The organism is Paraburkholderia terrae (assembly GCF_002902925.1).
In the GTDB taxonomy this organism is placed as follows: domain Bacteria; phylum Pseudomonadota; class Gammaproteobacteria; order Burkholderiales; family Burkholderiaceae; genus Paraburkholderia; species Paraburkholderia terrae.
Map to the genome: position 1 here is coordinate 2,724,406 of NZ_CP026111.1, position 21,352 is coordinate 2,745,757.

Consider the following 21,352-nt stretch of genomic DNA (forward strand, 5'->3'; position numbering starts at 1 on the left):
CCCCGGCGGACGGTCTGCTCGCTTTACTACCGTGGAAGCCGGGCTTTTGTATTGGCGGCCTGCATGTCGGCGCGCGTGATGTGCCAGAGGACGGAGAAGCTGGTGCCGCCGACCGTCGGGTAGCTGTCAGCGTGACAGTTGTCCGACAGTGGATCGCAAGCGATCGTCATCGTCTGCTTACCGTTGAACGTGATCTTGACGATCGGGTTTTCGAGCGCGCCCTTCTGGGTGGGTTCGAGTTCGTATGTACAGGGAACGGTTTTTTGAGCGGATCCCGTCCTGTCGCCCTTTATCAGAAGCGTTGCAGTCTTCGAAGGAGGACTGTCGAAGCGAAGCTCGACTGTGTCGCCGCTGTCGGCGCTACCCGTCATCGATACGGGAACCGATGACGGGACTGCGATGGATACCAGCGGCAGCATGAATAGCGCCGCGCTCAGGCATGCGAGAAGGGAGGTACGCATCTTCAAACGAAAGGCTTGAATATGCAGCGCATTATGGGCGAAAACTGCGTCGCCTGCCGCCGCGCCGTCAACCCCTCCGGGCCCGCTGCGTTTCATTTGTATAATCCACCGTTTGCTTTTCCGGCCCCGACTTTCATGCTCAGTTTCGCGCTCGGCTTTATCGTTTCACTACTGATCACGCTCGTGATCGTGCGGTATGCGCATCTGCATGAAACGTTTGCGGACAATGATCTGGCTGGCGTGCAGAAATTCCACGCGCGGCCGGTGCCGCGGATCGGCGGAACGGGGATTCTGGTCGGGCTGATCGTGTCGGCAATCCAGCTGTACGGCGCGTATCCGGCCGTTTCGGCGGGTATTCTCGGCATTGTCGCCTGCGGTCTTCCGGCTTTCGCTTCGGGACTGGTCGAAGACCTGACGAAGAAGGTATCGCCCCTCGCCCGACTGATCTGCACGATGGTCGCCGCGGCGCTCGCTTACTTCGTGCTGGGGATCGCCGTCACGCGCATCAGCGTGCCGCCGCTCGATTTTCTGCTCTCCTATGCGGCCATTTCCTGCGCAGTGACGGTGCTGGCCGTCGCGGCACTCGCCAATGCGATCAATATCATCGACGGCTTCAACGGGCTCGCGTCGATGGTCGCGTTCATGATGTTCGCGTCACTGGCGTATGTGGCGTTTCAGGTGCACGACCCGATCGTGCTGTCGGCATCGCTCATCATGATGGGCGCGGTGATGGGCTTCTTCATCTGGAACTTCCCGGCTGGGTTGATCTTTCTCGGCGATGGCGGCGCGTACTTTATCGGTTTCATGCTAGGCGAACTGTCGATCATGCTCGTGATGCGCAATCGTGATGTATCGGCGTGGTATCCCGTGCTGCTCTTCATGTATCCGATCTTCGAGACGTGCTTCTCGATCTACCGCAAAAAGTTTATTCGCGGGATGTCGCCTGGGATTCCGGATGGCGTACATCTGCATATGCTCGTCTACAAGCGGCTGATGCGCTGGGCCGTCGGTGCGCGCACGGCGCGCGAACTGACGCGGCGTAATTCGCTGACGTCGCCGTATCTGTGGCTGCTTTGCCTGATCGCTGTAATTCCGGCGACACTGTTCTGGCGGCACACGCTGCATCTGTTCTGCTTTGTGGTCGTGTTCGCGCTGACTTACGTGTGGCTGTACGTCAGCATTGTCCGGTTCAAATCGCCGAAATGGCTAGTGATCAGGAAGAGACGACACTCTTGAAGCGCCGCCGTCCAGGCAAAGGAGACGATGTGGGTATAGCCAGGCAGGTCGTTGCACTTTGCACGCTCGCGGCCGTTCAGAACGCGTTCGCCAACGTCACGACGGATAACGTCGCCTGGAGCGTGAAGCATGCCGGCGCTGCGAGTTCCGAGCCGCAGTGCGCAGCGTATTCACAGCGGCCAATCGCGAAGATTTCGGACAAGGAAAGCGGGCCCACCGATCCGACGGCTGCGGGACTCAAGGTGTTGGGAACGCTCGCTGCGATGAGCGCCCTTTCGATCGTCGCACATGACAGCGGACCCGGGCGCAATCCCTGCAAAGCAGGTTTCTGACAGAGGCGACGGCAGCTCGCCGCCGATCATTTTTCCCACGCCGCCCAGCGCTGATCGATCCGCCATCCGAGAACAGTCAACACGAGATACCAGCACGCCACCATCGCCCATTGTGCGGCGACGGGCAGTTTCAACGACAGCAGCGCGATGGCGGACCCGACGAACATCAACCAGTAGTAGATCAGCGCGACACGAACATGCGTCGCGCCCATCTGCACCAGCCGCTGATAGTAGTGCTGGCGATGCGCTTCCCAGACCTTCTCGCCGCGCGCGAGGCGCCGCAGTAACGTGACGGTCGAATCCGCGATGAACGGGGCAAACGCGAGCGCGGGAAACCAGAGCGGCCACACGCCGTGCTGCCAACCCCAGAAGCCGAGCGCACCCGCCAGAAAGCCGAGCGGAATCGAGCCGACGTCGCCGAGAAAAATACGCGCAGGCTTGAAATTCAACAACAGAAAGCCGATTGCCGCACCCGCGAGCGCCATCGCGCAGATCGCGAGACCCGGTTGCGTGCCCGCCGCCGCAAGCGCGTAAGTCCCGAAGCCGAACACGGCCATGCCGCCCGCGAGACCGTTGGACCCATCCATGAAGTTATAGAGGTTCACCAGCCACACGATCGCGACACAAGCCAGCACGCCGAGCCACCACGGAAGATCGACGGCGGTGAAGATGACCACGACGGCGGCAACCACGAGATGCGCAAGGAAACGCACGCGCGCCGGCAAGCCGCGCCGGTCGTCGAACTGCGAGACGACGGCGAGTATCGCCGCGCCCAGCAACACAAGTCGCAGCGACGGCGCCGCCAGCGCGCCGACAACGAGCGCGCTCGGCAAGATGCCCCATCCGCCGACGCGCGGTACCGGCCGGTGATGAAGCGACCGGTGGTTAGGAATGTCCACCGCGATATCCCATGCCCAGCCGGTTTTCAGCAGCGTCACGAGAATCGCGAAGGAAATGACGGCCGCGATCAGTAGAACAGCCGCAAGCGGTGCATTGGAAAAAAGCGTCATTGCGTCTGCTCTGCGTAGAAAGCATGCGCTGTTGCCGCGAGGCCCTGCGCGACGGTCCATGGCGGCGTCCAGCCCAGTTCCTCGTGCAACCGAACGGCGCTCATACGTAGCGGACTGGTAAGACGATCCACCTGCGCAACCTTGCCCGTCACGCTTCCCAGGCCGCGCAACAGGCCAACGGGCACCGGGATCAATCTTGCCGGCCGTCCGAGCGCGACGCCGATCGCGCGTGCCATGCCGGCAACCGTCAGGTCGTCATCGTCTGTCGCATGGTAGACGCCGTGCACGGGACGCGAGGCCGTCGCCAAGGCCCGCAGCGCATCAGCGAGGTTGTCGACGTAGACCATGCTGCGACGCGCGTCGACACTGCCGATCGGCAGCGGGACACCCCGCGCGATCGCGCGCATCAAACCCAGGAAATTTGCGCGCACGCCGGGGCCGTAGACGAGCGGTGGCCGCACGACCGCCACTTCCATCCCATGCTTCTGGCCGAACGCCAGCAGTGCCTGCTCAGCTTCGAATTTCGAAATACCGTAAGGGTCTGTCGGCGCCGGCTCATCGTCTTCGCGCCAAGGACGACCCGGCTCGCCCTCACCAAGCGCCTTGACGCTGCTCACGAAGACGAAGCGCCGCGCGCCTGCCTGAAAGGCGGCCGACGCGGCATCCAGCGTCCCCTTGACGTTGACGGCACGATATTCGGCAAGCGGATCAGCCGCGCCGTCCTGCATCACATGCACGCGCGCTGCGAGATGCACGAACGCATCGATGGGGCCGATGGCTGGGTTGCCGCGCGCGATGCTCGCGAAATGATCGTCGGGAATCACAAGCTCGGACACACCTTTTGCCACCGACGACGGACGACGCACGAGCGCGGTTACCCCATGCCCCGCATCCAGCAGGACCCGGCACAACGCGCGTCCAACGAAACCATTTGCGCCGCTGACGGCGATCTGCATGACTCTGTTCCCCTCTGGCCAATGGGCTGGTGGCATCATTCTCTGCGTCGAATTGTATGCGCCCGCTGCAGTCCCGCTAGGCGGCAATCGAACGGTACACGTCGCAAGTCCGGCGAACAGTCTCGTCCCACGTGAGTTCAGAGGCGCGCGCCAATCCTTTGACGACCAGCGCATCGCGCAGTGCTTCATCGTTCAGAAGCCGCTCGAGTCCTGCCGCGATGTCGTCGACGGAGCGCGGATCGACTTCGAGCGCCGCACCCGCCGTCACTTCGGGTAGCGAAGTGACATTCGAGGTCAGCACCGCGACGCCGCTCGCCATCGCTTCGGCGACAGGCAAGCCGAAGCCCTCGAACAGCGACGGATACGCAAACACGGCAGCCGACGCGTATAGCTTAAGCAGCGACTCTCTTACCACATAGCCCGGCGCAATGATCTGTTTCGCCTTCGCGAGCCGCTCCATATCACGCATGAGATCGGTATTCATCCAGCCGTCGGCGCCGATCAGCACGAGCGGAAACGCTTCGCGCATATCGGCGGGCAACTTTGCGAAGGCCGTCACGAGTCGCGGTAAATTCTTGCGCGGCTGCAGCGTACACACCGACAGGATGAATCCCCGATGCCTGAGGCCCAACTCGGCCAGCACGGACTCGCACTCCTCTTCCCGATGCGGCCGGAAACAGGGCTCGACACCAAGAGGGATCGCCACGACCTTGTCTTCCGGCAAGCCATATATCTCGATCGTGTCGCGTCGCGTGTACTCGCTGTCCGCGATGACCTTGTACGCCTGCTTCAGCGTGTCGGGCAAGTTCCTGTCGAGATAGTCGACAGCGGCTTGCGGATGAAACTCCGGAAAACGGCGATGGGAAAGATCGTGGATCGTCACGACATTCGGGCCCGCATAAGGCGAAGCAACGAAGTTTGTCTCGTGATAGATAAAGCCGCGGCGCGCGTATTCCGCACGCAAACTCGAGGACTTGATACGCCGCACCACCGTGCGCCCGTGATAAACGCCGGGAACGGTGCGTGCAGCGCGCAACAGACTGGCCTTCCACCCTTCGCTGAATTGCGCTCCCGCTTGCAACGCGTCCTTTCCAGACACCAGGTTGGTCACGCCGCCGCGGTCGTAGTAGTTCGAGCCGACCCACCCGCCGATGTCCTCGATGTCGTCCCGCTCGAAAAGACCTTCGAGAAGATGCTGTGTGTAGTAGCCGACGCCGCTTCGCGGAGGTCGCAACGAGTTCAGGTCGTAAAGCAGTTTCATTCGAATCTAGTTAGGCTAGCGAACGCAAGCCGGTCGCGCGGAACGCGAGGCTGCTCGGTGAAGAAAATTTGGAGAGAATCGGACAGCCACTCGCCGCACGTTAGTTTCGCGCGGCGCGTGCCTCGGTAGTCGACGTGACGCTTTGCAGCACGGGAGCGGTCGTAGGCTGATACTCCGCCACCCAGCGGCGCAGGTCCCGTCGGACTTCATCGTCGCCCGGAACACGGTGCTGCATCAGCCACGGCAACAACTCGTCGAGCAGGTTGTCGGGTACTTCGCGCGCCTTCGCGATCCGCAATTTCGGATGCGGGGTGCGCGTGGTGGTTTCGTCGTCGGCCAGCAGCTCTTCGTAGAGTTTTTCTCCCGGTCGCAGGCCCGTGAACGTGATCTTGATCTGCTCTTCGCTGAAGCCGTAGATCCGGATCAGATCACGTGCAAGATCGACGATGCGAACCGGCTCGCCCATGTCCAGAATGAAGATCTCTCCTCCATGACCCATGCTCGACGCCTGCAACACGAGTTGCGACGCTTCGGGGATCGTCATGAAAAAGCGCGTGATCTCCGGGTGGGTAACTGTGACGGGACCACCCTTCGCGATCTGTTGCTGAAACTTCGGGATCACACTGCCCGCACTGCCCAGCACATTACCGAAGCGGACGGTCTCGAACTGCGTGCGTTGCGTGGTTTGCTGCAGCGCCTGACAGGCCATTTCCGCAAGCCGCTTACTCGCGCCCATGACGTTGGTCGGATTCACCGCCTTGTCGGTCGAAATCAGCACGAAATGACGGATGTCGTGACGAATCGCCGCCCGCGCGACGCGGTAGGTGCCCAGCACGTTGTTGCGCACCGCCTGCCACGAGTTCAGTTCCTCCATCAGCGGAACATGCTTGTAGGCGGCGGCATGGAAGAGAATGTGCGGCGAATAGCGCGACAGCACCTGATCTAGCAGCAGTGAGTCTTTGGCGTCGCCGATGATCGGCACGACGGAAAGGCCCGGGAAGCGGTCCTTCAGCTCTTCCGTCAACCGGTATATGGCGAACTCGGAGACGTCGAACGCGATGAGCTGCGCCGGTTCGAAGCGCAGGATCTGACGACAAAGCTCTGAGCCGATCGAACCACCCGCGCCCGTGACCATGACGGTTCGCGCGCGCAGCAGCGATTCCACATGCGGCGTATCGATCCGCACGGGCTCGCGGCCGAGCAGATCTTCGAGGTTGATCTGGCGAACCCGCGACATGAACGCCTGGCCTTCCGAAACCGACGTCAGCGCCGGTAGCACCATCGCGCGCACGCCTGCGCGCACGCACAGCGTCGCGACACGACGTTGCGCGTCGATGGAGGCGGACGGCATCGCGATAATCACGTGTTCGACGCGCAGTTCGGCCGCCCATTGCTGCAGGTCAGACGTCGCGCCCAGCACCTTGTAGCCGTAGATCTCGCGTCCGTGTTTCGACCGGTCGTCGTCCAGAAGTCCGACCATCCGCCATTCGCCAGATCGCGACAATTCCCGGACGATGCTCGCCCCAGCCGTTCCCGCGCCCAGCACAATCACGGGTTTGCCTTGTCCGACAAGGCCGCCGTAGCGATAGAACTCCTTGGTGGCGCGATAAAGCGCGCGCGAGCCACCCATTGCGAGAAACAGCAGTAGCGGCGACACCACGAGCACCGAGCGCGGCACGATAGGCACTGGCTGGAACATCAGCGCGCAGATCATCACGAGCAGCGCACCCGAAGCGACCGACTTCGCGATACGCATCAGATCGGGCAGGCTCGCGAACACCCACATGCCGCGGTAGAGGCCGAAGACGCGGAACATGGCCGCGTACACCACGACCACCCACAGAAGCGCGTGCAGGCTGCCTTGCAGAAAATCATGCGGCACGCTGCCGTTGAAGCGAATCGCGTAGGCCGCAAGCCATGCAGCTGTCACGGCGCAGATATCGAATCCGAACGCGCAAAACGACAGCCACTTGGACTTGAATCGAAGCATTTCCCGTTAAATCCCAGGTTGTTCAGAACGGTTGGTTGAAAATGACGTTGCCCTTGCCGCTTCGTCTCGAACACCTGCGAGTCTTTCGCTACCAGCCTCTCTCCGGGCTCGAGCTCATTTTCATGATGTAGTGCCACTCGCCGATCGAGGCCGGCGTTCTTACAAAGATCAACATTATGCCGTACTGGATTAAGCAAATTCCATGCACGCAATTGCACGAGCGTTCGATTGCACCAGCAGCAGAAACCAGTATCGCCGTCAGATAATCTTCTCAAGCCTGCTCTGTAAGGCTGCGAAAGCAAAACCGGGTAGTGATCGACACCGTTGCGACGTTACAACGATATCTCATCGTGCGTCCGTTCGCGACCCATAACCGCGTACAGCCCTGCAAAACCGGTAAGCAATTGTTGATAATGCGCCGTTCGTCATTGTCGTTTCCGTTACAATCCGGACGCATAGCCCCAATATGCTCCAGAGCAATTCAATGAACATAATTCCCGTCATTATCTGCGGCGGCGCGGGTACGCGTCTATGGCCGGTCTCCCGCGAGGCGTTTCCGAAGCCGCTCCTCAAACTTGCCGATGGTCAGAGCCTTCTCCAGAAGACGTTCTTGCGCGCCTCGCACGTCAGCAACTCGGAAGAAGTTGTAATTGTTACAAATCGTGACACTTATTTTCTGACCAAGGACGAGTGCGTCGAGGTTGAGTCGACCGTTTCGAGAATGGGCTTCATTCTGGAGCCCATGGCGCGCAACACGGCGGCAGCGATTGGCGTGGCTGCCGAGGTGGTGCGGGAGCAGCACGGTCCGGATGCGATCATGCTGGTCATGCCAGCTGATCAATTGATCGAAGACGAAGCGGCATTCGCCGTCGCCGTGCAGCATGCGGCGCGCTCCGCGCAGGAAGGCCGTCTGGTGACGTTCGGCATTCGCCCGACCGCGCCGGAAACGGGCTTTGGGTACATTGAATACGATCAGACGCCGGTCAAGGGCGCCGAAGCCGTTCACAAGGTGATCCGCTTCGTCGAGAAACCCGAGTTGAGCGTCGCGCGCGAGCTGGTCTCGGACGGGCGCCATCTGTGGAATGCCGGCATGTTCTGCTTCACGGCGGAGACCATGCTGGCTGAACTGGAGCGGCATGCGCCCGGTGTCGCGGGGCCGGCAGCGAATGCAGTGCATGCGTCGAAGCGCAGCACGTCGGACGACGGCTACTCAATCGAACTGGATGCAGCGCAATTCCGCAATGCCGACGAGATCTCGATTGACTACGCCGTCATGGAGCGCTCGGACAACGTCAACGTCGTGCCGTGCCAGATCGGCTGGAGCGATATTGGCTCGTGGCAGTCAATCAGCGACCTGACACCGGCGGATGACCGCGGCAATCGCATCCATGGCGAAGCCGAACTGCATGATGTCGACGGCTGCTTCGTGCGCAGCGACGAGCGAGTGATCGGCATGGTCGGCGTGCGTGATCTGCTCGTCGTGGATACGGCGGATGCGCTGCTGATCGCCGCCCGCGACCGCGCGCAGGACGTCAAGCAGATTGTCGCGAAGCTCAAGAAAGCGAATCACGATGCGTACCGCCTGCATCGCACGGTGCATCGCCCGTGGGGAACCTACACGGTGCTCGAAGAAGGCGAGCGCTTCAAGATGAAGCGGATCGTCGTAAAGCCGGGCGCGTCACTCTCGCTGCAGATGCATCATCACCGCAGCGAACACTGGATCGTGGTTAGCGGCTGCGCGGATATCGTCAATGGCGACCAGTTGATTTCGCTGCAACCGAACGAGTCGACCTACATTCCGGCGGGGCACAAGCATCGCCTCATCAATCCGGGCGTGATGGACCTGGTACTGATCGAAGTCCAGTGCGGCGAGTATCTCGGCGAGGACGATATCGTCCGGTTCGAGGACGTCTACGGTCGCGCGCCGGCCTGATTCCGCAAGCGGGAAGCGTTCGACGCTTCCCGCCCTGCCCGTTCTTTCTGCCTCTCAGGGCGGACCATCGCTGCGCCGCCATTCATCGAATCTGGCGGACGACATCACACTCCAGCCGGGCTCATGCGCGTTTTACATTTCTATAAAACCTATAAGCCGGACTCGATGGGCGGCGTCGAAGAATTGATCGGCCAGATCTGTTCCGGCGCGGCCAAACGCGGCGTGTCGAGCGACGTGCTCACCGTCAGTGACGATACGTCGACCGTCGATTTCGGCGATCACAAGCACTATCGCGCGAAGCTCGATGTGATGGTTGCTTCGTCAGCGTTTTCGATGGCGGCGTTCCGGCGTTTTTCGGAGCTGGCTCAGCATGCGGATCTGATCCACTATCACTTTCCGTGGCCGTTTGCGGATGTCGTGCACTTTGCAACGAGAGTGCGCAAGCCCTCGATCGTCACGTATCACTCGGATATCGTGCGGCAGAAGTTTCTGCTGCAGTTTTACCGGCCGCTTCGGGATCGCTTTCTGTCGAGTGTGGATAAGATCGTTGCGACATCGCCGAATTATCTGGCGACGAGTGATGTGCTGCAGCGGTTTAAGGACAAAGTTGAAATCATTCCAATTGGGCTTGATCCGGGTTCGTATCCTGCACCGTCCGAAGCGAAGCTGAAGGCGTGGCGCGAAAGGATCGGGCCGAAGTTCTTTCTGTTTGTCGGCAATCTGCGGTATTACAAAGGGCTGCATATTCTGCTGGATGCGCTGCAGGGCACGGAGTTCAAGGCCGTGATCGTCGGCGCGGGGCCGGTGGAAAATGAATTGCGGCAGCAGGCTGCGCGGTTGCAGTTGGATAACGTGGAGTTTGTCGGTCCTGTTGATGATGAGGACAAGATCGCGCTGCTGACGCTGTGCCATGCGTTGACGTTTCCTTCCCACCTGCGCTCGGAGGCGTTCGGTATTTCGCTGCTGGAAGGGGCGATGTTCGGCAAGCCGCTGATTACGGCGGAGATCGGGACGGGGACCTCGTATGTCAACGTGGATGGGGAGACCGGGTTAGTGGTGCCGTCGAATGATCCGCAAGCGCTGAGAGGAGCGATGCAGACAGTTTGGGGGGATGAGGCGCTTTGTCAGCGCCTGGGTGCAGCGGGGCGCGCCCGCTTTGAACGGATGTTCACTGCAGAGCATATGGTGGACGCCTACGTCGATCTTTATCGGCGGCTGACAGATGCGACGGCCCGCGCCTAACTTCAGGCCTTTTGTATGACACTTCGACGCAGCGCGCTTTTACGCAAAAAACCGCCCGGTTACATCATCGCGCTGATCGTCTCGATCGCGTGCTTTTATCTTTGCCGCACGTTTCTTGTGCCGAGGCGTGTTGGTGACGGCACCGAATACTACGGGCTCTATTTCGCATGGTTGATAGACCATCGGCCATTCATGACGCCCGACAGTTGGCAGGCTCTTGCCGAGCTCGTGCAATCAGGTTCAATACGGGAGATTGTTCCGACACCCCAGCTTGCTGCAATGTTTCCCGCTCTTCATCTGGGCGCGACCACGGATTTCAACCATTTCTGGATGTATAGCCTTCTGGCCGCCGCAATTAGCGGTGTACTCACGCATTGTGGCATTGCGGTCGGCGCACATACCGCCTTCCTGCTACTTCACGCAATCCTTCTGGGACTTGTCACTGCGTTCGCTTGGCACGTCGATGGACGACGAGGTCTTTTGACGTTTGTACTCTTGACCATTCTTTCTCCGATGGTCTGGTATGTGGACAAAGTGCATACCGAGTTTTTTACGTATTGCCTGTGCTCCGCTGCAGTCATCAGCCTCTGTGATCGTAGATACTTTTTGTCGTCGCTGTGCCTCGCACTCGCGTCGACGCAGAACATCAGCTTCGCCGGGGTCGCCCTCGCCCCACTCATCCTCGCGTACGTCGAGCAGTTTTCGGCATCTAGATTCAAGCTGTCTCAGGTTCTGATGATCTTCGCGACCGGCGCGTTGGTCTTTCTACATCCTCTCTACTATTTCTTCCGGTACGGAAAGATCGATCCTCAATTCGTCGCGGGCGGAGCGACAGTTGGAGGAAATTTAAAGAACTTTTACGTCTGGCTACTCGACCTGGACATCGGCCTATTACCGAATTGGCCACTGGGCTTGCTCCTAGTGGTATTGGTCATTCTGATCGTTATGGTTCGGAAGCCCGATACTGCCGCACAGCAGCCTGATCAGGACGTACGACTCTCCAGACGCGATTACCTGCTTTTCTGCAGTTGGTTCCTTTTCGTTAGCCTCTACGCGCAGTCGTCGACCGACAAGCTCAATTCCGGCGCCACACCTGGGCTGGCCCGCTACGCGACGTGGTACATACCGCTGTTCTATCCAGCGCTACGGCTAACGCTCAACAGCGTGGCCGAGATAAAACGGCGCGCAGCTCACGTCACAGCCGTTGCATTTGTTGTTTTGGCCTTTTGCGTGTGTGCCGCATTTACGCTGACATATCAGCGCCCCCAGCTGTCGGAAGCTGGCTATATCACGCCCTCGCCAGCATCGCTATTCGTTCAGAGCCGGTGGCCGTTTGCCTATAACCCTCCCCCGGAAATTTTCGCGAAGCGATACAGCGGGATCGGAGAAGCACCCGAACTCAGGTCCGCGCTGGCTATCGTAGGACCAGACTGCAAAAAGGTCCTGATCTCAAACGGATCTGCCCGCGTCTTTGGACTTGATGGTTGCGGTTACGACGAGGCGAGACTTTTGGCGACGATAAGAAATTCGCTGGACACGTCTTCGACCGTGTCCCCGGGTAGCTACATGCATCTCAGCAACGCCCAAGCACGCGATAGCTTTGTCACATGTCCGTCAACATTGCTCTTCTCTACTAACGGCAGCCTGGAACCGTCAATACTGCGTGGCTTTAGTACTGCCGAACCATGGGGACGCTGGGCGCTAGGCCGACGAGCTTCCATCGTCTGTTTGTCGGACGGCGCATCGATGGCTCGGCTTACCGCGACGAGCTTTTCCCCTGCGGCTCGCAGCCAACACTTGGTTGTATCCGCAAATGGCGCTCCCCCGATCACGTTTACGTTTTTGGGCCCCCAGCAGACCGTCGATATTCCACTGAGACCATCGCACAATGAGCCGCTACAGCTCGATTTTTCGTTTCCGGATGCCGCATCACCCCGTGAACTAGGAGTCAGCGATGACGAGCGCGATCTTTCAATCGGGTTCGTGAAGATCGACCTGACAAGATAAGCCTATTGTGCCGCGGGTCGCGACACGGCATGAGCGCAGACGGCGGGCCAAAGTTTGCGCCGCGCCCGACTCGCTTTTCGCAAATTCGCGACCAAGAGAACATTAGTAGGAGTCCGTTTTGAGAAAAATTGCACTTGCGCGAGCTTGCCTCGTAATAGCAGTCGCAGCGGTGTTGCTATGTCTGAGCTTCGACAAAATCTGGTCGCAGAGCGCCGATCTTGCAAATCACTATGCACTGGTCTCCCGACTTATGGACGACCACGGCAGGCTCGCCTCACCGGATCCAAGTCTTGGCGAAATGCTTGTGTATCCACGCATCGCGCACTTGATCGCTGCCGGCATCGGTCTCTATTTAGACTCGGCAATTACGGGCCTCCAAATTGCGGCTACTGCATCACTTCTGCTCGCTTGGATCGCCATCGCATACATTTTGACCGCTTTTCCTTGGCGCGGTCGCCTACTGTCATTGACGATGCTAAGCGTCGTCCTTTTGGCAAACAAACTATTTTTCAAGCTCCAGATTTTTGGCGAAGAAATCGTTTCAGACTTTTTCTTTGCTCAACTGGCGGCTCAAGCAGCGCTATTGTGCGTGTTGGCAATTACTCTCAGACTCGAACGCCGGTACTCAAGTAGAAGCATCAGATATGTGTTCCTTATTGGGTCGATTCTGGCAATCGAATCGATCCACCTCCTGCCAGCACTCGAAGGACTTGGCGTCCTCGCGTTTTTTCTTCTATCCGACACGCTTGACGACCTCAATTCCGCAATCCTCCCCAGCGTTCGCGTGAAATCGTTGTTGGTACGCGGCATCGTTTTCGCCGCATGCGGCGTGGCAATGTTGGCGCATCCTACGTACAAGGTGATGCGATCGATCAGCGAAAATAACGGGGTGCTGCGCCTGACGCGCTTCGACTCAATTGAATCGCTGTTGGTATTGGCGTGTGTTGTCGCAGTTCTCTCGGCGTCGTTGCTGATTTCGTGGCATCGTGGCTCCGTTGATGCACGCCGGGATCGCCTCCCCGTCAAGTATCTTGGTGCATTTGGCTTGACGGTCAGCTGCCTCTGCGTCGCTCAATGGATCGCGCTGCAGTTTGGACTAGGATCGGAATATGCCTGCAAAAAATATATCTACGCCCTTGACACGCTGTTTTTGATCGAAATCGTTTTACTCGTCGTAGAGCGATCGAGTATTGTCCTCGACCGGGCGCGTGAGCCGATCAAAGGCCTGCCCGCGTGCCTAGACGCTCTCCTCGTCAGTGCGCTTGTGGCCATCGCCTTCGTGTCTACCACTCCGCGCCATGCAACGCTCTCATTGAAGGCGATACGCGCTGTCGAGGCGGACGTGCGATTGGTAGTGGTCAAGAGCCCCCGATCTCCAGGGGACAAGCCTATGGTTGCGATCCACCTTCCGATGATGAATCCTTTGCTGGACTATATGTTTTCGACGGCGGTTTTGCGCACCCCGCGAGATGAGATGGTCATGGCCATCTTGCTAAATCGCCGGATCACGTCACTAGAGTCAGCGTCGAAAATCGTCACTGCTCGAAACGACGCCACTTACGACGTACCTGCCTGCAGGGGCCCAGGTACTACTGGCAACGTAGCGGTAATCGACACGAAATGCTATGTGACTGAAAAGCAATTGAACGTCACCTGTCGCAGTGACTTCGATCTGACATCGTCGGGTGCGATTCACCCATCCATGTTGACGGGATTTAGTTCGCCAGAGCCCAATGGGACCTGGACGGAGGGTCATGAGGCGTCTTTTAAATGCGAACTCCCCAAGGCCGGACACTTTCGCCCGAAGCGGGTAGAAGTCGTCGGGACAGCATTCGTCGCAGAGAACCGTCAACAACAAATCGTTGCGACGATTGCAGGAACGACTTCTACGCAGACTGTCGACTTCTCGCATCCTGGCGAAACCAAAGTGATAACGCTGCCGACCTCCGATCAGGATCAGGGCTGGCTTGTGATTCAACTTTCGATGCCGGATGCGCTGTCGCCCGCACAGGCCGGTTTGAGTGCCGATAGTCGTGTCTTGGGCTTGCAAGTGAAAGAGATACGTCTCCGGTAGCCGTCAAATTTGGTCCGCGCGCGTCCATCTCTGGACAAGCGAGGCAGCAGCGATGCCCCCCAAAATGATGGGGACGGAGACGTAATCGAATACAATAACCTGTTATTCGACGCAATATTTTGGAATTTGCCCTGATGAACCCAATCAGCGAGTTCGACTTCGAACAGACCTTGACAGGCAAGCGAATCCTGGTAACTGGACACACTGGCTTCACAGGTAGCTGGGCCTGCCTGTGGCTAAATCAGATCGGCGCGAAGGTTGCGGGCTTCTCGTTGCCGCCGGACCAAACACCGGCGCTTTACGATGAAATGGGCATCGGCGATTCGGTCGAATCGATCCTTGCGGACGTGCGCGATTACGATGCCGTCAAAGCCGCCTTTGACCAGTTTCAGCCAGACGCCGTCCTGCATCTCGCGGCGCAACCGCTGGTACGTCGCTCTTATCGCGAGCCCGTCAGCACGTTCGCGGTCAACGCGATGGGGACAGCGAATGTCCTGGAAGCCGCGCGCCTCACGCCTTCAACTCGCGCTGCCGTCTGCATTACGACGGACAAGGTCTACAAGAACAACGAGTGGGTATGGCCGTATCGCGAGAATGATCCGCTCGGCGGCAAGGATCCGTACAGCGCCTCGAAGGCGGCTGCCGAGATGGTCATTGACAGCTACCGCGCCTCGTTTGGCGAGTCCGATGGCACTGGCCTTGCTATCGCGACTGCGCGCGGCGGCAACATCATAGGCGGCGGCGACTGGTCGGAGGACCGGCTGGTTCCCGACTTCGTCCGGGCGGTCGTCCAACAATCGACGCTCACGCTGCGCTATCCCGACGCGACCCGCCCTTGGCAGCATGTGCTGGCGCTGGTTCAAGGCTATCTCATGCTGTTGGCGGGACTGGTCAATCAACCTGCCAAGTTTGCCCGTTCGTGGAACCTTGGACCACAGGATCCGAGGAGCTTCAGCGTGCGCGAGGTACTTGAGGAACTGTCATCCAACTGGGAGCGCCCCAACCTCGAATACATGCAAGCCCCGCTGCCGGAAGCGGGCGCACTCGCGCTTGATAGCTCGCTCGCTCGCAACCAGCTCGGCTGGACGCCGCCATGGGACACCCGCCGCGTCGTGACAGAGACAGCAAACTGGTACCGTGATTACTACCGCGCCCCCGCCGAAGCCATGAATATCTCGCTCAAGCAGTTGCAGGCATGGCGCTCGGACCTCGCCGCCGTGGAGCGCTGACGTGCGAGTGATCCTCACTGGTGCGTCCGGCTTCGTCGGCACACGCCTTGCGCATGCGTTGGTGTCGGCTAACGTAGGCGTCGTCAATGTCGGACGTCATTCGTGCCTCGTGCCCGGTGTAGAAAATGTCCTTGTGCCGGCTCTCGCCCCGGAGCATCTGGCAGCGAGCCTGCCTTCTGGCTTTGACGGATTGATCCATCTCGCCGCGGCAGGCGTAAAACCATCCGATCGTGACGTGTCGACGGTCACGGGCGTCAATTCAACGCTCATGCCCTATCTGGTGTCCCTCGCCTCGCAGCGGGGCATCAAGGCAGTCGTGACGGTAGGCAGCAGCGCCGAATACAGCGCCATCGGTGCCCACGGGCCTCTTGATGAAGAGTCGCAGTTGGAAACGCACAAGTTGTACGGTGCATCGAAAGCGGCGGGAGGCATATTGGCTCTCGCAACGGGTGCTGCGAGCAATGTACCTGTCGCTGTCGTTCGGCTCTTCAACGTCTACGGCCCCGGCGAAGCCGCTCACCGCTTGCTGCCGTCGTTGGCAGCCGGCTTACGCGCTGGGCAGCCGGTCAAGCTCTCAGCAGGGACGCAGATCCGTGACTTCGTCTATGTCGACGATGCGAGCAACGGGCTGATCGCAGTGCTGAATGCGTTGATCAGCGGGCAGTTGCCGAGCGGTGCCTTCAATCTGGCAACAGGTGTCGGCCAGACGGTTGCAGACTTCGCACGCCAGGCATGCGAGGCTCTCGGCGCCGCTCCAGAGCTCCTGCAACTGGGTGTGCTGCCGATGCGACCGGACGATTTGCCTTACGTAGTCGGAAATCCCGGGAAGTTGCAAGCCGCGTGTGGATGGCACACGAGCACGTCGCTCAGTGAAGGCATCCGGCGCGCGCTCGCTGAAATTTGAGCAACCAGAGATAAAAGTCAACCAGAAGCGCGACGCATCTATGCAAATTGATCCAGCTATGGGGCGCCGCCCACTGATCTCGATCGCCGTTCCCGTGTTGAACGAGGCGGATAACCTCGATGCGCTTTACGCCCGCCTCGACCGATTGTCGAAAACAATGGCGAGTAAATGCGACTTCGAATTCGTGTTCTCCGATAATCACTCGGACGATCGCACGTGGGAAATGCTTTCTGCTCTCGCGCGGCGGGATCCGCGCGTGCGCGCGATCCGCTTCTCGAAGAACGTGGGGTTTCAGCGATCCATTCTCGCGAACTACATGCACACGCGCGGCGACGCGGTCATGCAGATCGACGCGGATCTTCAGGATCCCCCCGAACTGCTCGAACAGTTCTTTGATCTATGGCGCGACGGTTATCACGTCGTCTACGGTATTCGCGCGAAACGTCGAGAAGGCGCCGTCATCAATACGTTTCGGAAGTTCGGTTACTGGGTGATCGACAAGATCAGCGAGCACCCTATTCCTAGAGACGCCGGCGACTTTCGTCTCGTCGATAGAAAGGTCATCGATTCCGTCCAAAAGTTTCGTTCGACTAGCCCTTACTTGCGCGGCCTGATCGCTGGACTCGGCTTCAAGCAGATCGGCGTTCCTTATGAACGCGCAGCGCGCGTTGCCGGTTCAAGCAAATTCGGGCTTGCCCAGCTCATTCGCCTCGGGCTGACGGGCGTGTTCAACCATTCGGTCGTGCCGCTTAGGCTTGCCACGTATTCCGGCGTTCTGCTGCTCTGTTTGAGTGTAGTCGGCACAATCTACTATCTGGCACTCAAGCTATTTCATCCTGACTTGCCGCGCGGGCTGGCGAGTATTCACATTCTCGTTCTCTTCGGTATCGGTTTTCAGTCGCTACTGCTGGGCATTCTCGGTGAGTACCTGCAGCGCATCTACATCTTGCTGCGGGCCGAGCCAACAGCAATTGTCGAACAGGCACTGAACATTTCGTCCGAAGAACTGAAACTCTGAACTGGTAAAAAAGGTATAACCATGAAAGCAGTCATTCTTGCAGGAGGTTTGGGGACGCGGATCGCTGAGGAATCGGATACCAAACCCAAGCCCATGGTAGAAATTGGCGGTCGCCCGTTGCTGTGGCACATCATGAAGTCGTACAGCCATCACGGCATCAACGATTTCGTCATTTGCCTCGGCTACAAGGGCTACGTCATCAAGGAATACTTCTTTAACTACTATCATCACACGGCCGATCTCGAGATCAATCTCGGCACCGGCACGCACCGTGTGTTGAACTCGCAATCGGAACCCTGGACCGTGACGCTGGTCGACACGGGCGCAGAGACGATGACGGGCGGCCGCCTCAAGCGCGTAGCGCCGTATCTTGGCGACGCAACGTTTTGCTTGACCTATGGTGACGGTCTTTCGAACATCGACATCGCCGCCGAAATCGAATTTCACCGTCAGCATGGCAAGCTCGCCACTGTCGCAGCGACTCAACCGCCCGGACGTTTTGGTGTGTTGAACATCGCCGCCAACAATCAGGTAACCAGCTTCGAAGAAAAGCCAACCGACGAGATCGGCTGGATCAACGGCGGTTTCTTCGTGCTAGAACCCAAGGCGATCGACTACGTCGAGAACGACGCGACGTCATGGGAGCTTACACCTCTGCGCAATCTTGCTAAGGACGGTGAGTTGGCCGCGTTCCATCATCACGGTTTCTGGCAACCCTGCGATACGCTGCGCGACAAGCGTCAGCTGGAATCGCTATGGGAAAGCGGCAAGGCCCCTTGGGCCACATGGGCCAAGGCGTAAGGCCCAAACAATCGATCGATCCATGAATGCACATCTGAACAAAGACACTCGGAAGAAATTGCCGATACGCCAGATTCTCGGTGTCGGCATATCTATCGTTTGCCTGGTACTGGTTTTTCGAAAGGTTGACTTCAACCAGTTGCGTCTTGCACTTGAAGACTTCAGGTGGCACTTCATCGCGCTGGGGCTTGCGTCGCTCGCCGTCGACTATACGCTGCGGATTCAACGCTGGGCCGTGATGTTGCGCGCTGGCGGCGCAACGGTATCGGGATGGTCTTGCGCCGCCCCGTTTCTGGGTTCGATTACGCTGAATAACGTGCTGCCGTTTCGCGCCGGCGACCTCGTTCGCGCATTAGTGTTTCCAGCGGCCATCGGCGTTCGGCGAGTTACAGCGACCGCGAGCCTCCTGCTTGAGCGCCTCGTCGATATGCTGACGCTGTTATTGAGCCTGGGCATTGGACTTTCCCTCAATCCTGTTGGAAAAGTACCTGAATGGCTGGGACGGTCGGTCTTCGTGCTTGCGGTCGTCGGGTGCGTTGCACTCGTCCTGATCGTTACATTGAACAAGCCGATCGTGCGGCTGCTGAACTGGCTTCAGGTGCGATTCTCGCAAGGCAGCTTGCAAAAGCTGTCGAATCCGATTTCAGTGCTTGCAGACCTGACACGCGACATCGGCGAGATGTCCCGGCCTCGCGTGTTGATTACGTTGGCGCTGCTTTCCATGTGCATCTGGGCCGGTGAAACGGGCCTTTTCTGGGCAGTGCTGCAAGGGCTCAATATCGATGCGGGCTTCCCGGCTGCGTTGACGATCATGGCCATCGCGACGCTTTCAACGTTAGTGCCTTCTTCGCCCGGCTACGTCGGCCCCTTTCACCTTGCAGCTTACTCTGCGGCGGTAATGCTTGGCGGCTCCCCGGCACAAGCGGCCAGTTTCGCCGTATTGGCCCACCTTGGGCTTTGGCTGCCGACGACGCTCGCAGGCGGCGTTGCGATTCTCGCTAAGCCCGCACTGTTCAAGGGACGCGCCAGCACGCTACCCGATGCCTGATTATTTTTGGATTTCTATCAAATGAGCAATCAACAAGATGTGGTCATTGTCGGCGCCGGTTTTACTGGTTTAACGGCTGGCCTCGATTTGGCCCGTGCCGGGCGCAAAGTATTGATCATCGAGAAGGACAACGCACCCGGTGGGCTCGCAGGAACGTTCGAGTTTAAGAACGGCGTGACAATCGAGAAGTTCTATCACCACTGGTTCAACAACGATGCCTTCGTGCCCGAACTCGCGCGCGAACTCGGCATCGAAGACCAGATCGTCACGCTGCCTTCGCGAACGGGCATGTATTTCAACGGAAAACTCTGGCGGCTGTCCACACCAATGGATCTACTGAAGTTCTCTCCATTGTCGCTGATCGACCGTATCCGCCTCGGCCTGCTGGTTTTCAAGGTTCGGCAGATCAAGGATTGGCGCACGATCGAGCACTTGTCCATCCGCGAATGGCTGGAGCCTCTATGCGGCAAGAACGTGTTTCGGATCGTGTGGCAACCGCTTATCGAATCGAAGTTTTCGGTGTTTGCCGACGCCGTCAACGCAGTGTGGTTCTGGAAGAAACTTGTCTTGCGCGGCAGCACGCGTGATAAACAAGGTGGCGAACAGCTCGCATATTTCAAAGGTGGGTTCGGCCGGCTCGCTCAAGCGATGGCGGATGAAATCGTCCGACGCGGCGGCGAAATCCGCTACAACACGGATGTGAGCGGTGTACACACCGAGAACGGTCGCGTCGTGGCGCTAAATACGCCTGAAGGACCCGTAGCAGCGAAGGAGTTTTTGCTGACACCTTCGTTCGCGGTCATCGCCAATATGTTTGACGGTGCGGCGGATCAGAAGTGGCTGGCGTCGCTACGCCGTGTGAACTATCTGGGCAATATGTGCCTCGTGTTGCAAATGGATCGCAGCCTGTCGGACACATATTGGCTCAATGTCAACGATCCGGGCTTTCCGTTTGTCGGCGTGATTGAACACACGAACTTCGACGCGCCGGAGAACTACGATGGCAAGCACATCGTGTTCATCTCGCGCTATCTCGCGACGCAGGATCCAGTCTGGGCGTACGGCGATAAGGAATACCTCGACTTCGCGATCGAACATTTGCAGCGCATGTTCCCGGAATTCAGCGAGTCGTGGGTTCAGGAGTTCCGCGTTTGGCGCGCAGAGTATGCGCAGCCGGTTACTGAGCGTGACTACTCGAAGTATGTCCCAGGTCAGGCAACGCCGTTTAACAACGCAACCATTTCGACGATGGCGCAGATCTACCCTGAGGATCGGGGTACGAACTATGCGATTCGTGAAGGTCGGAATGTTGCAAAGGCGATTAATTCCCGGCTTCAGTAAAGGGCGCTAACGGTCGAGGCGCGCCCGAGGTGCGCCTCAACGGTGAATCACTCCCTTCTCTTCCGTAATGAACTCTCCCAAGGAGCAAACATTCACAACTCGCTGCTTCTGAGTTGCCGAACCGTGAATGGATGATCCACTCTTGTGACTACCTGTATGCCTCAACTACCGAACATGGGGCATCGATCGACGAATTCGGCCCGCTGATAACTTTTCCCCACCTTCTGTTCTCAAGCACACAAGCTCACATATGCAGCGTCTCGTCACTGGCATCTGGACGGTGCCGCGCGTGTTCGCTCGCTCAATGACCTTCCAGCGGTCCTTTGCAAGATTACCTGCGTTTATTCTCCGTGCGCCGTCAGGGACCAGTGCCGAAACGCACGCGCGTCTCCAGATGCCAGGTGTCGACAAGCAATACATTCCGACGAGACGTGGAAAACGAACAGGTCAATGTCACGATTGGCAAACTGGACAATACACCTTAGACTTAAGAATATTCTTACAGTGGC

Annotated in this window: 17 protein-coding genes; 12 read left to right on the top strand and 5 right to left on the bottom strand. The window is 58.8% G+C overall.

The window, feature by feature from the left end; genetic code table 11:
* Nucleotides 1-26: 26 nt before the first annotated feature.
* Nucleotides 27-557, bottom strand: a complete 531-nt coding sequence (locus tag C2L65_RS12040) for a hypothetical protein (protein ID WP_042307458.1) — start codon at nt 555-557, stop codon at nt 27-29.
* A 39-nt stretch (nt 558-596) separates the two neighbouring features.
* Between C2L65_RS12040 and C2L65_RS12045 the strand changes: the two genes are divergently transcribed.
* Both C2L65_RS12045 and C2L65_RS12050 read left to right on the top strand, forming a co-directional pair.
* Entirely contained in the window at nt 597-1,697 is a 1,101-nt protein-coding gene (locus C2L65_RS12045) for an MraY family glycosyltransferase (RefSeq protein ID WP_042307456.1), read from the top strand.
* A 29-nt stretch (nt 1,698-1,726) separates the two neighbouring features.
* Nucleotides 1,727-2,029 (top strand): hypothetical protein, encoded by a 303-nt coding sequence (locus tag C2L65_RS12050; RefSeq protein ID WP_081920900.1) that lies wholly within the window; start codon nt 1,727-1,729, stop codon nt 2,027-2,029.
* A 26-nt stretch (nt 2,030-2,055) separates the two neighbouring features.
* Here C2L65_RS12050 and C2L65_RS12055 read toward each other — a convergent pair whose 3' ends face one another.
* From C2L65_RS12055 to C2L65_RS12070, 4 genes are all read right to left on the bottom strand, one after another.
* A complete protein-coding gene (locus tag C2L65_RS12055) occupies nt 2,056-3,039 on the bottom strand; it encodes an MraY family glycosyltransferase (RefSeq protein WP_042307453.1) in 984 nt (327 codons plus the stop codon).
* Nucleotides 3,036-3,995, bottom strand: a complete 960-nt coding sequence (locus C2L65_RS12060) for an NAD-dependent epimerase/dehydratase family protein (RefSeq protein ID WP_042307451.1) — start codon at nt 3,993-3,995, stop codon at nt 3,036-3,038. The genes C2L65_RS12055 and C2L65_RS12060 overlap by 4 nt, the downstream gene beginning before the upstream one ends.
* A 76-nt stretch (nt 3,996-4,071) precedes the next feature.
* A complete protein-coding gene (locus C2L65_RS12065) occupies nt 4,072-5,256 on the bottom strand; it encodes a glycosyltransferase family 4 protein (protein WP_052426867.1) in 1,185 nt (394 codons plus the stop codon).
* Nucleotides 5,257-5,356: 100 nt separating this feature from the next.
* Nucleotides 5,357-7,246: a polysaccharide biosynthesis protein gene (locus C2L65_RS12070; protein ID WP_042307449.1), complete on the bottom strand. Its 1,890-nt coding sequence runs from the start codon at nt 7,244-7,246 to the stop codon at nt 5,357-5,359.
* Between the two features lie 484 nt (nt 7,247-7,730).
* On the opposite strand from C2L65_RS12070, the gene C2L65_RS12075 reads away from it, so the two are divergent.
* The 10 genes from C2L65_RS12075 to C2L65_RS12120 all read left to right on the top strand — a co-directional run bounded on the left by C2L65_RS12075 (nt 7,731) and on the right by C2L65_RS12120 (nt 20,843).
* On the top strand, nt 7,731-9,179 hold the full coding sequence (locus C2L65_RS12075; protein ID WP_042307448.1) for a mannose-1-phosphate guanylyltransferase/mannose-6-phosphate isomerase: 1,449 nt from the start codon (nt 7,731-7,733) through the stop codon (nt 9,177-9,179).
* A 165-nt stretch (nt 9,180-9,344) separates the two neighbouring features.
* Nucleotides 9,345-10,421, top strand: a complete 1,077-nt coding sequence (locus C2L65_RS12080; protein WP_345789465.1) for a glycosyltransferase family 4 protein — start codon at nt 9,345-9,347, stop codon at nt 10,419-10,421.
* A gap of 15 nt (nt 10,422-10,436) precedes the next feature.
* Nucleotides 10,437-12,428 (top strand): hypothetical protein, encoded by a 1,992-nt coding sequence (locus tag C2L65_RS12085; RefSeq protein ID WP_042307445.1) that lies wholly within the window; start codon nt 10,437-10,439, stop codon nt 12,426-12,428.
* 118 nt (nt 12,429-12,546) lie between these two features.
* Nucleotides 12,547-14,502 carry a hypothetical protein gene (locus C2L65_RS12090; protein WP_156132286.1) on the top strand — a complete coding sequence of 652 codons (1,956 nt, stop codon included), beginning with the start codon at nt 12,547-12,549 and terminating at the stop codon, nt 14,500-14,502.
* Between the two features lie 134 nt (nt 14,503-14,636).
* Nucleotides 14,637-15,731: a CDP-glucose 4,6-dehydratase gene (gene rfbG, locus C2L65_RS12095; RefSeq protein WP_042307440.1), complete on the top strand. Its 1,095-nt coding sequence runs from the start codon at nt 14,637-14,639 to the stop codon at nt 15,729-15,731.
* Nucleotide 15,732: 1 nt separating this feature from the next.
* Nucleotides 15,733-16,635 (top strand): NAD-dependent epimerase/dehydratase family protein, encoded by a 903-nt coding sequence (locus tag C2L65_RS12100; protein WP_158660410.1) that lies wholly within the window; start codon nt 15,733-15,735, stop codon nt 16,633-16,635.
* Complete coding sequence (locus C2L65_RS12105; RefSeq protein WP_233446456.1) at nt 16,601-17,653, top strand: glycosyltransferase family 2 protein; 1,053 nt, start codon at nt 16,601-16,603, stop codon at nt 17,651-17,653. Before C2L65_RS12100 ends, C2L65_RS12105 begins: the two co-directional genes overlap by 35 nt.
* A 21-nt stretch (nt 17,654-17,674) precedes the next feature.
* Nucleotides 17,675-18,454 carry a glucose-1-phosphate cytidylyltransferase gene (gene rfbF / locus C2L65_RS12110; RefSeq protein ID WP_042307437.1) on the top strand — a complete coding sequence of 260 codons (780 nt, stop codon included), beginning with the start codon at nt 17,675-17,677 and terminating at the stop codon, nt 18,452-18,454.
* A gap of 22 nt (nt 18,455-18,476) precedes the next feature.
* Entirely contained in the window at nt 18,477-19,502 is a 1,026-nt protein-coding gene (locus C2L65_RS12115) for a lysylphosphatidylglycerol synthase transmembrane domain-containing protein (RefSeq protein ID WP_042307434.1), read from the top strand.
* Nucleotides 19,503-19,523: 21 nt separating this feature from the next.
* On the top strand, nt 19,524-20,843 hold the full coding sequence (locus C2L65_RS12120) for an NAD(P)/FAD-dependent oxidoreductase (RefSeq protein WP_042307432.1): 1,320 nt from the start codon (nt 19,524-19,526) through the stop codon (nt 20,841-20,843).
* Nucleotides 20,844-21,352 lie beyond the last annotated feature (509 nt).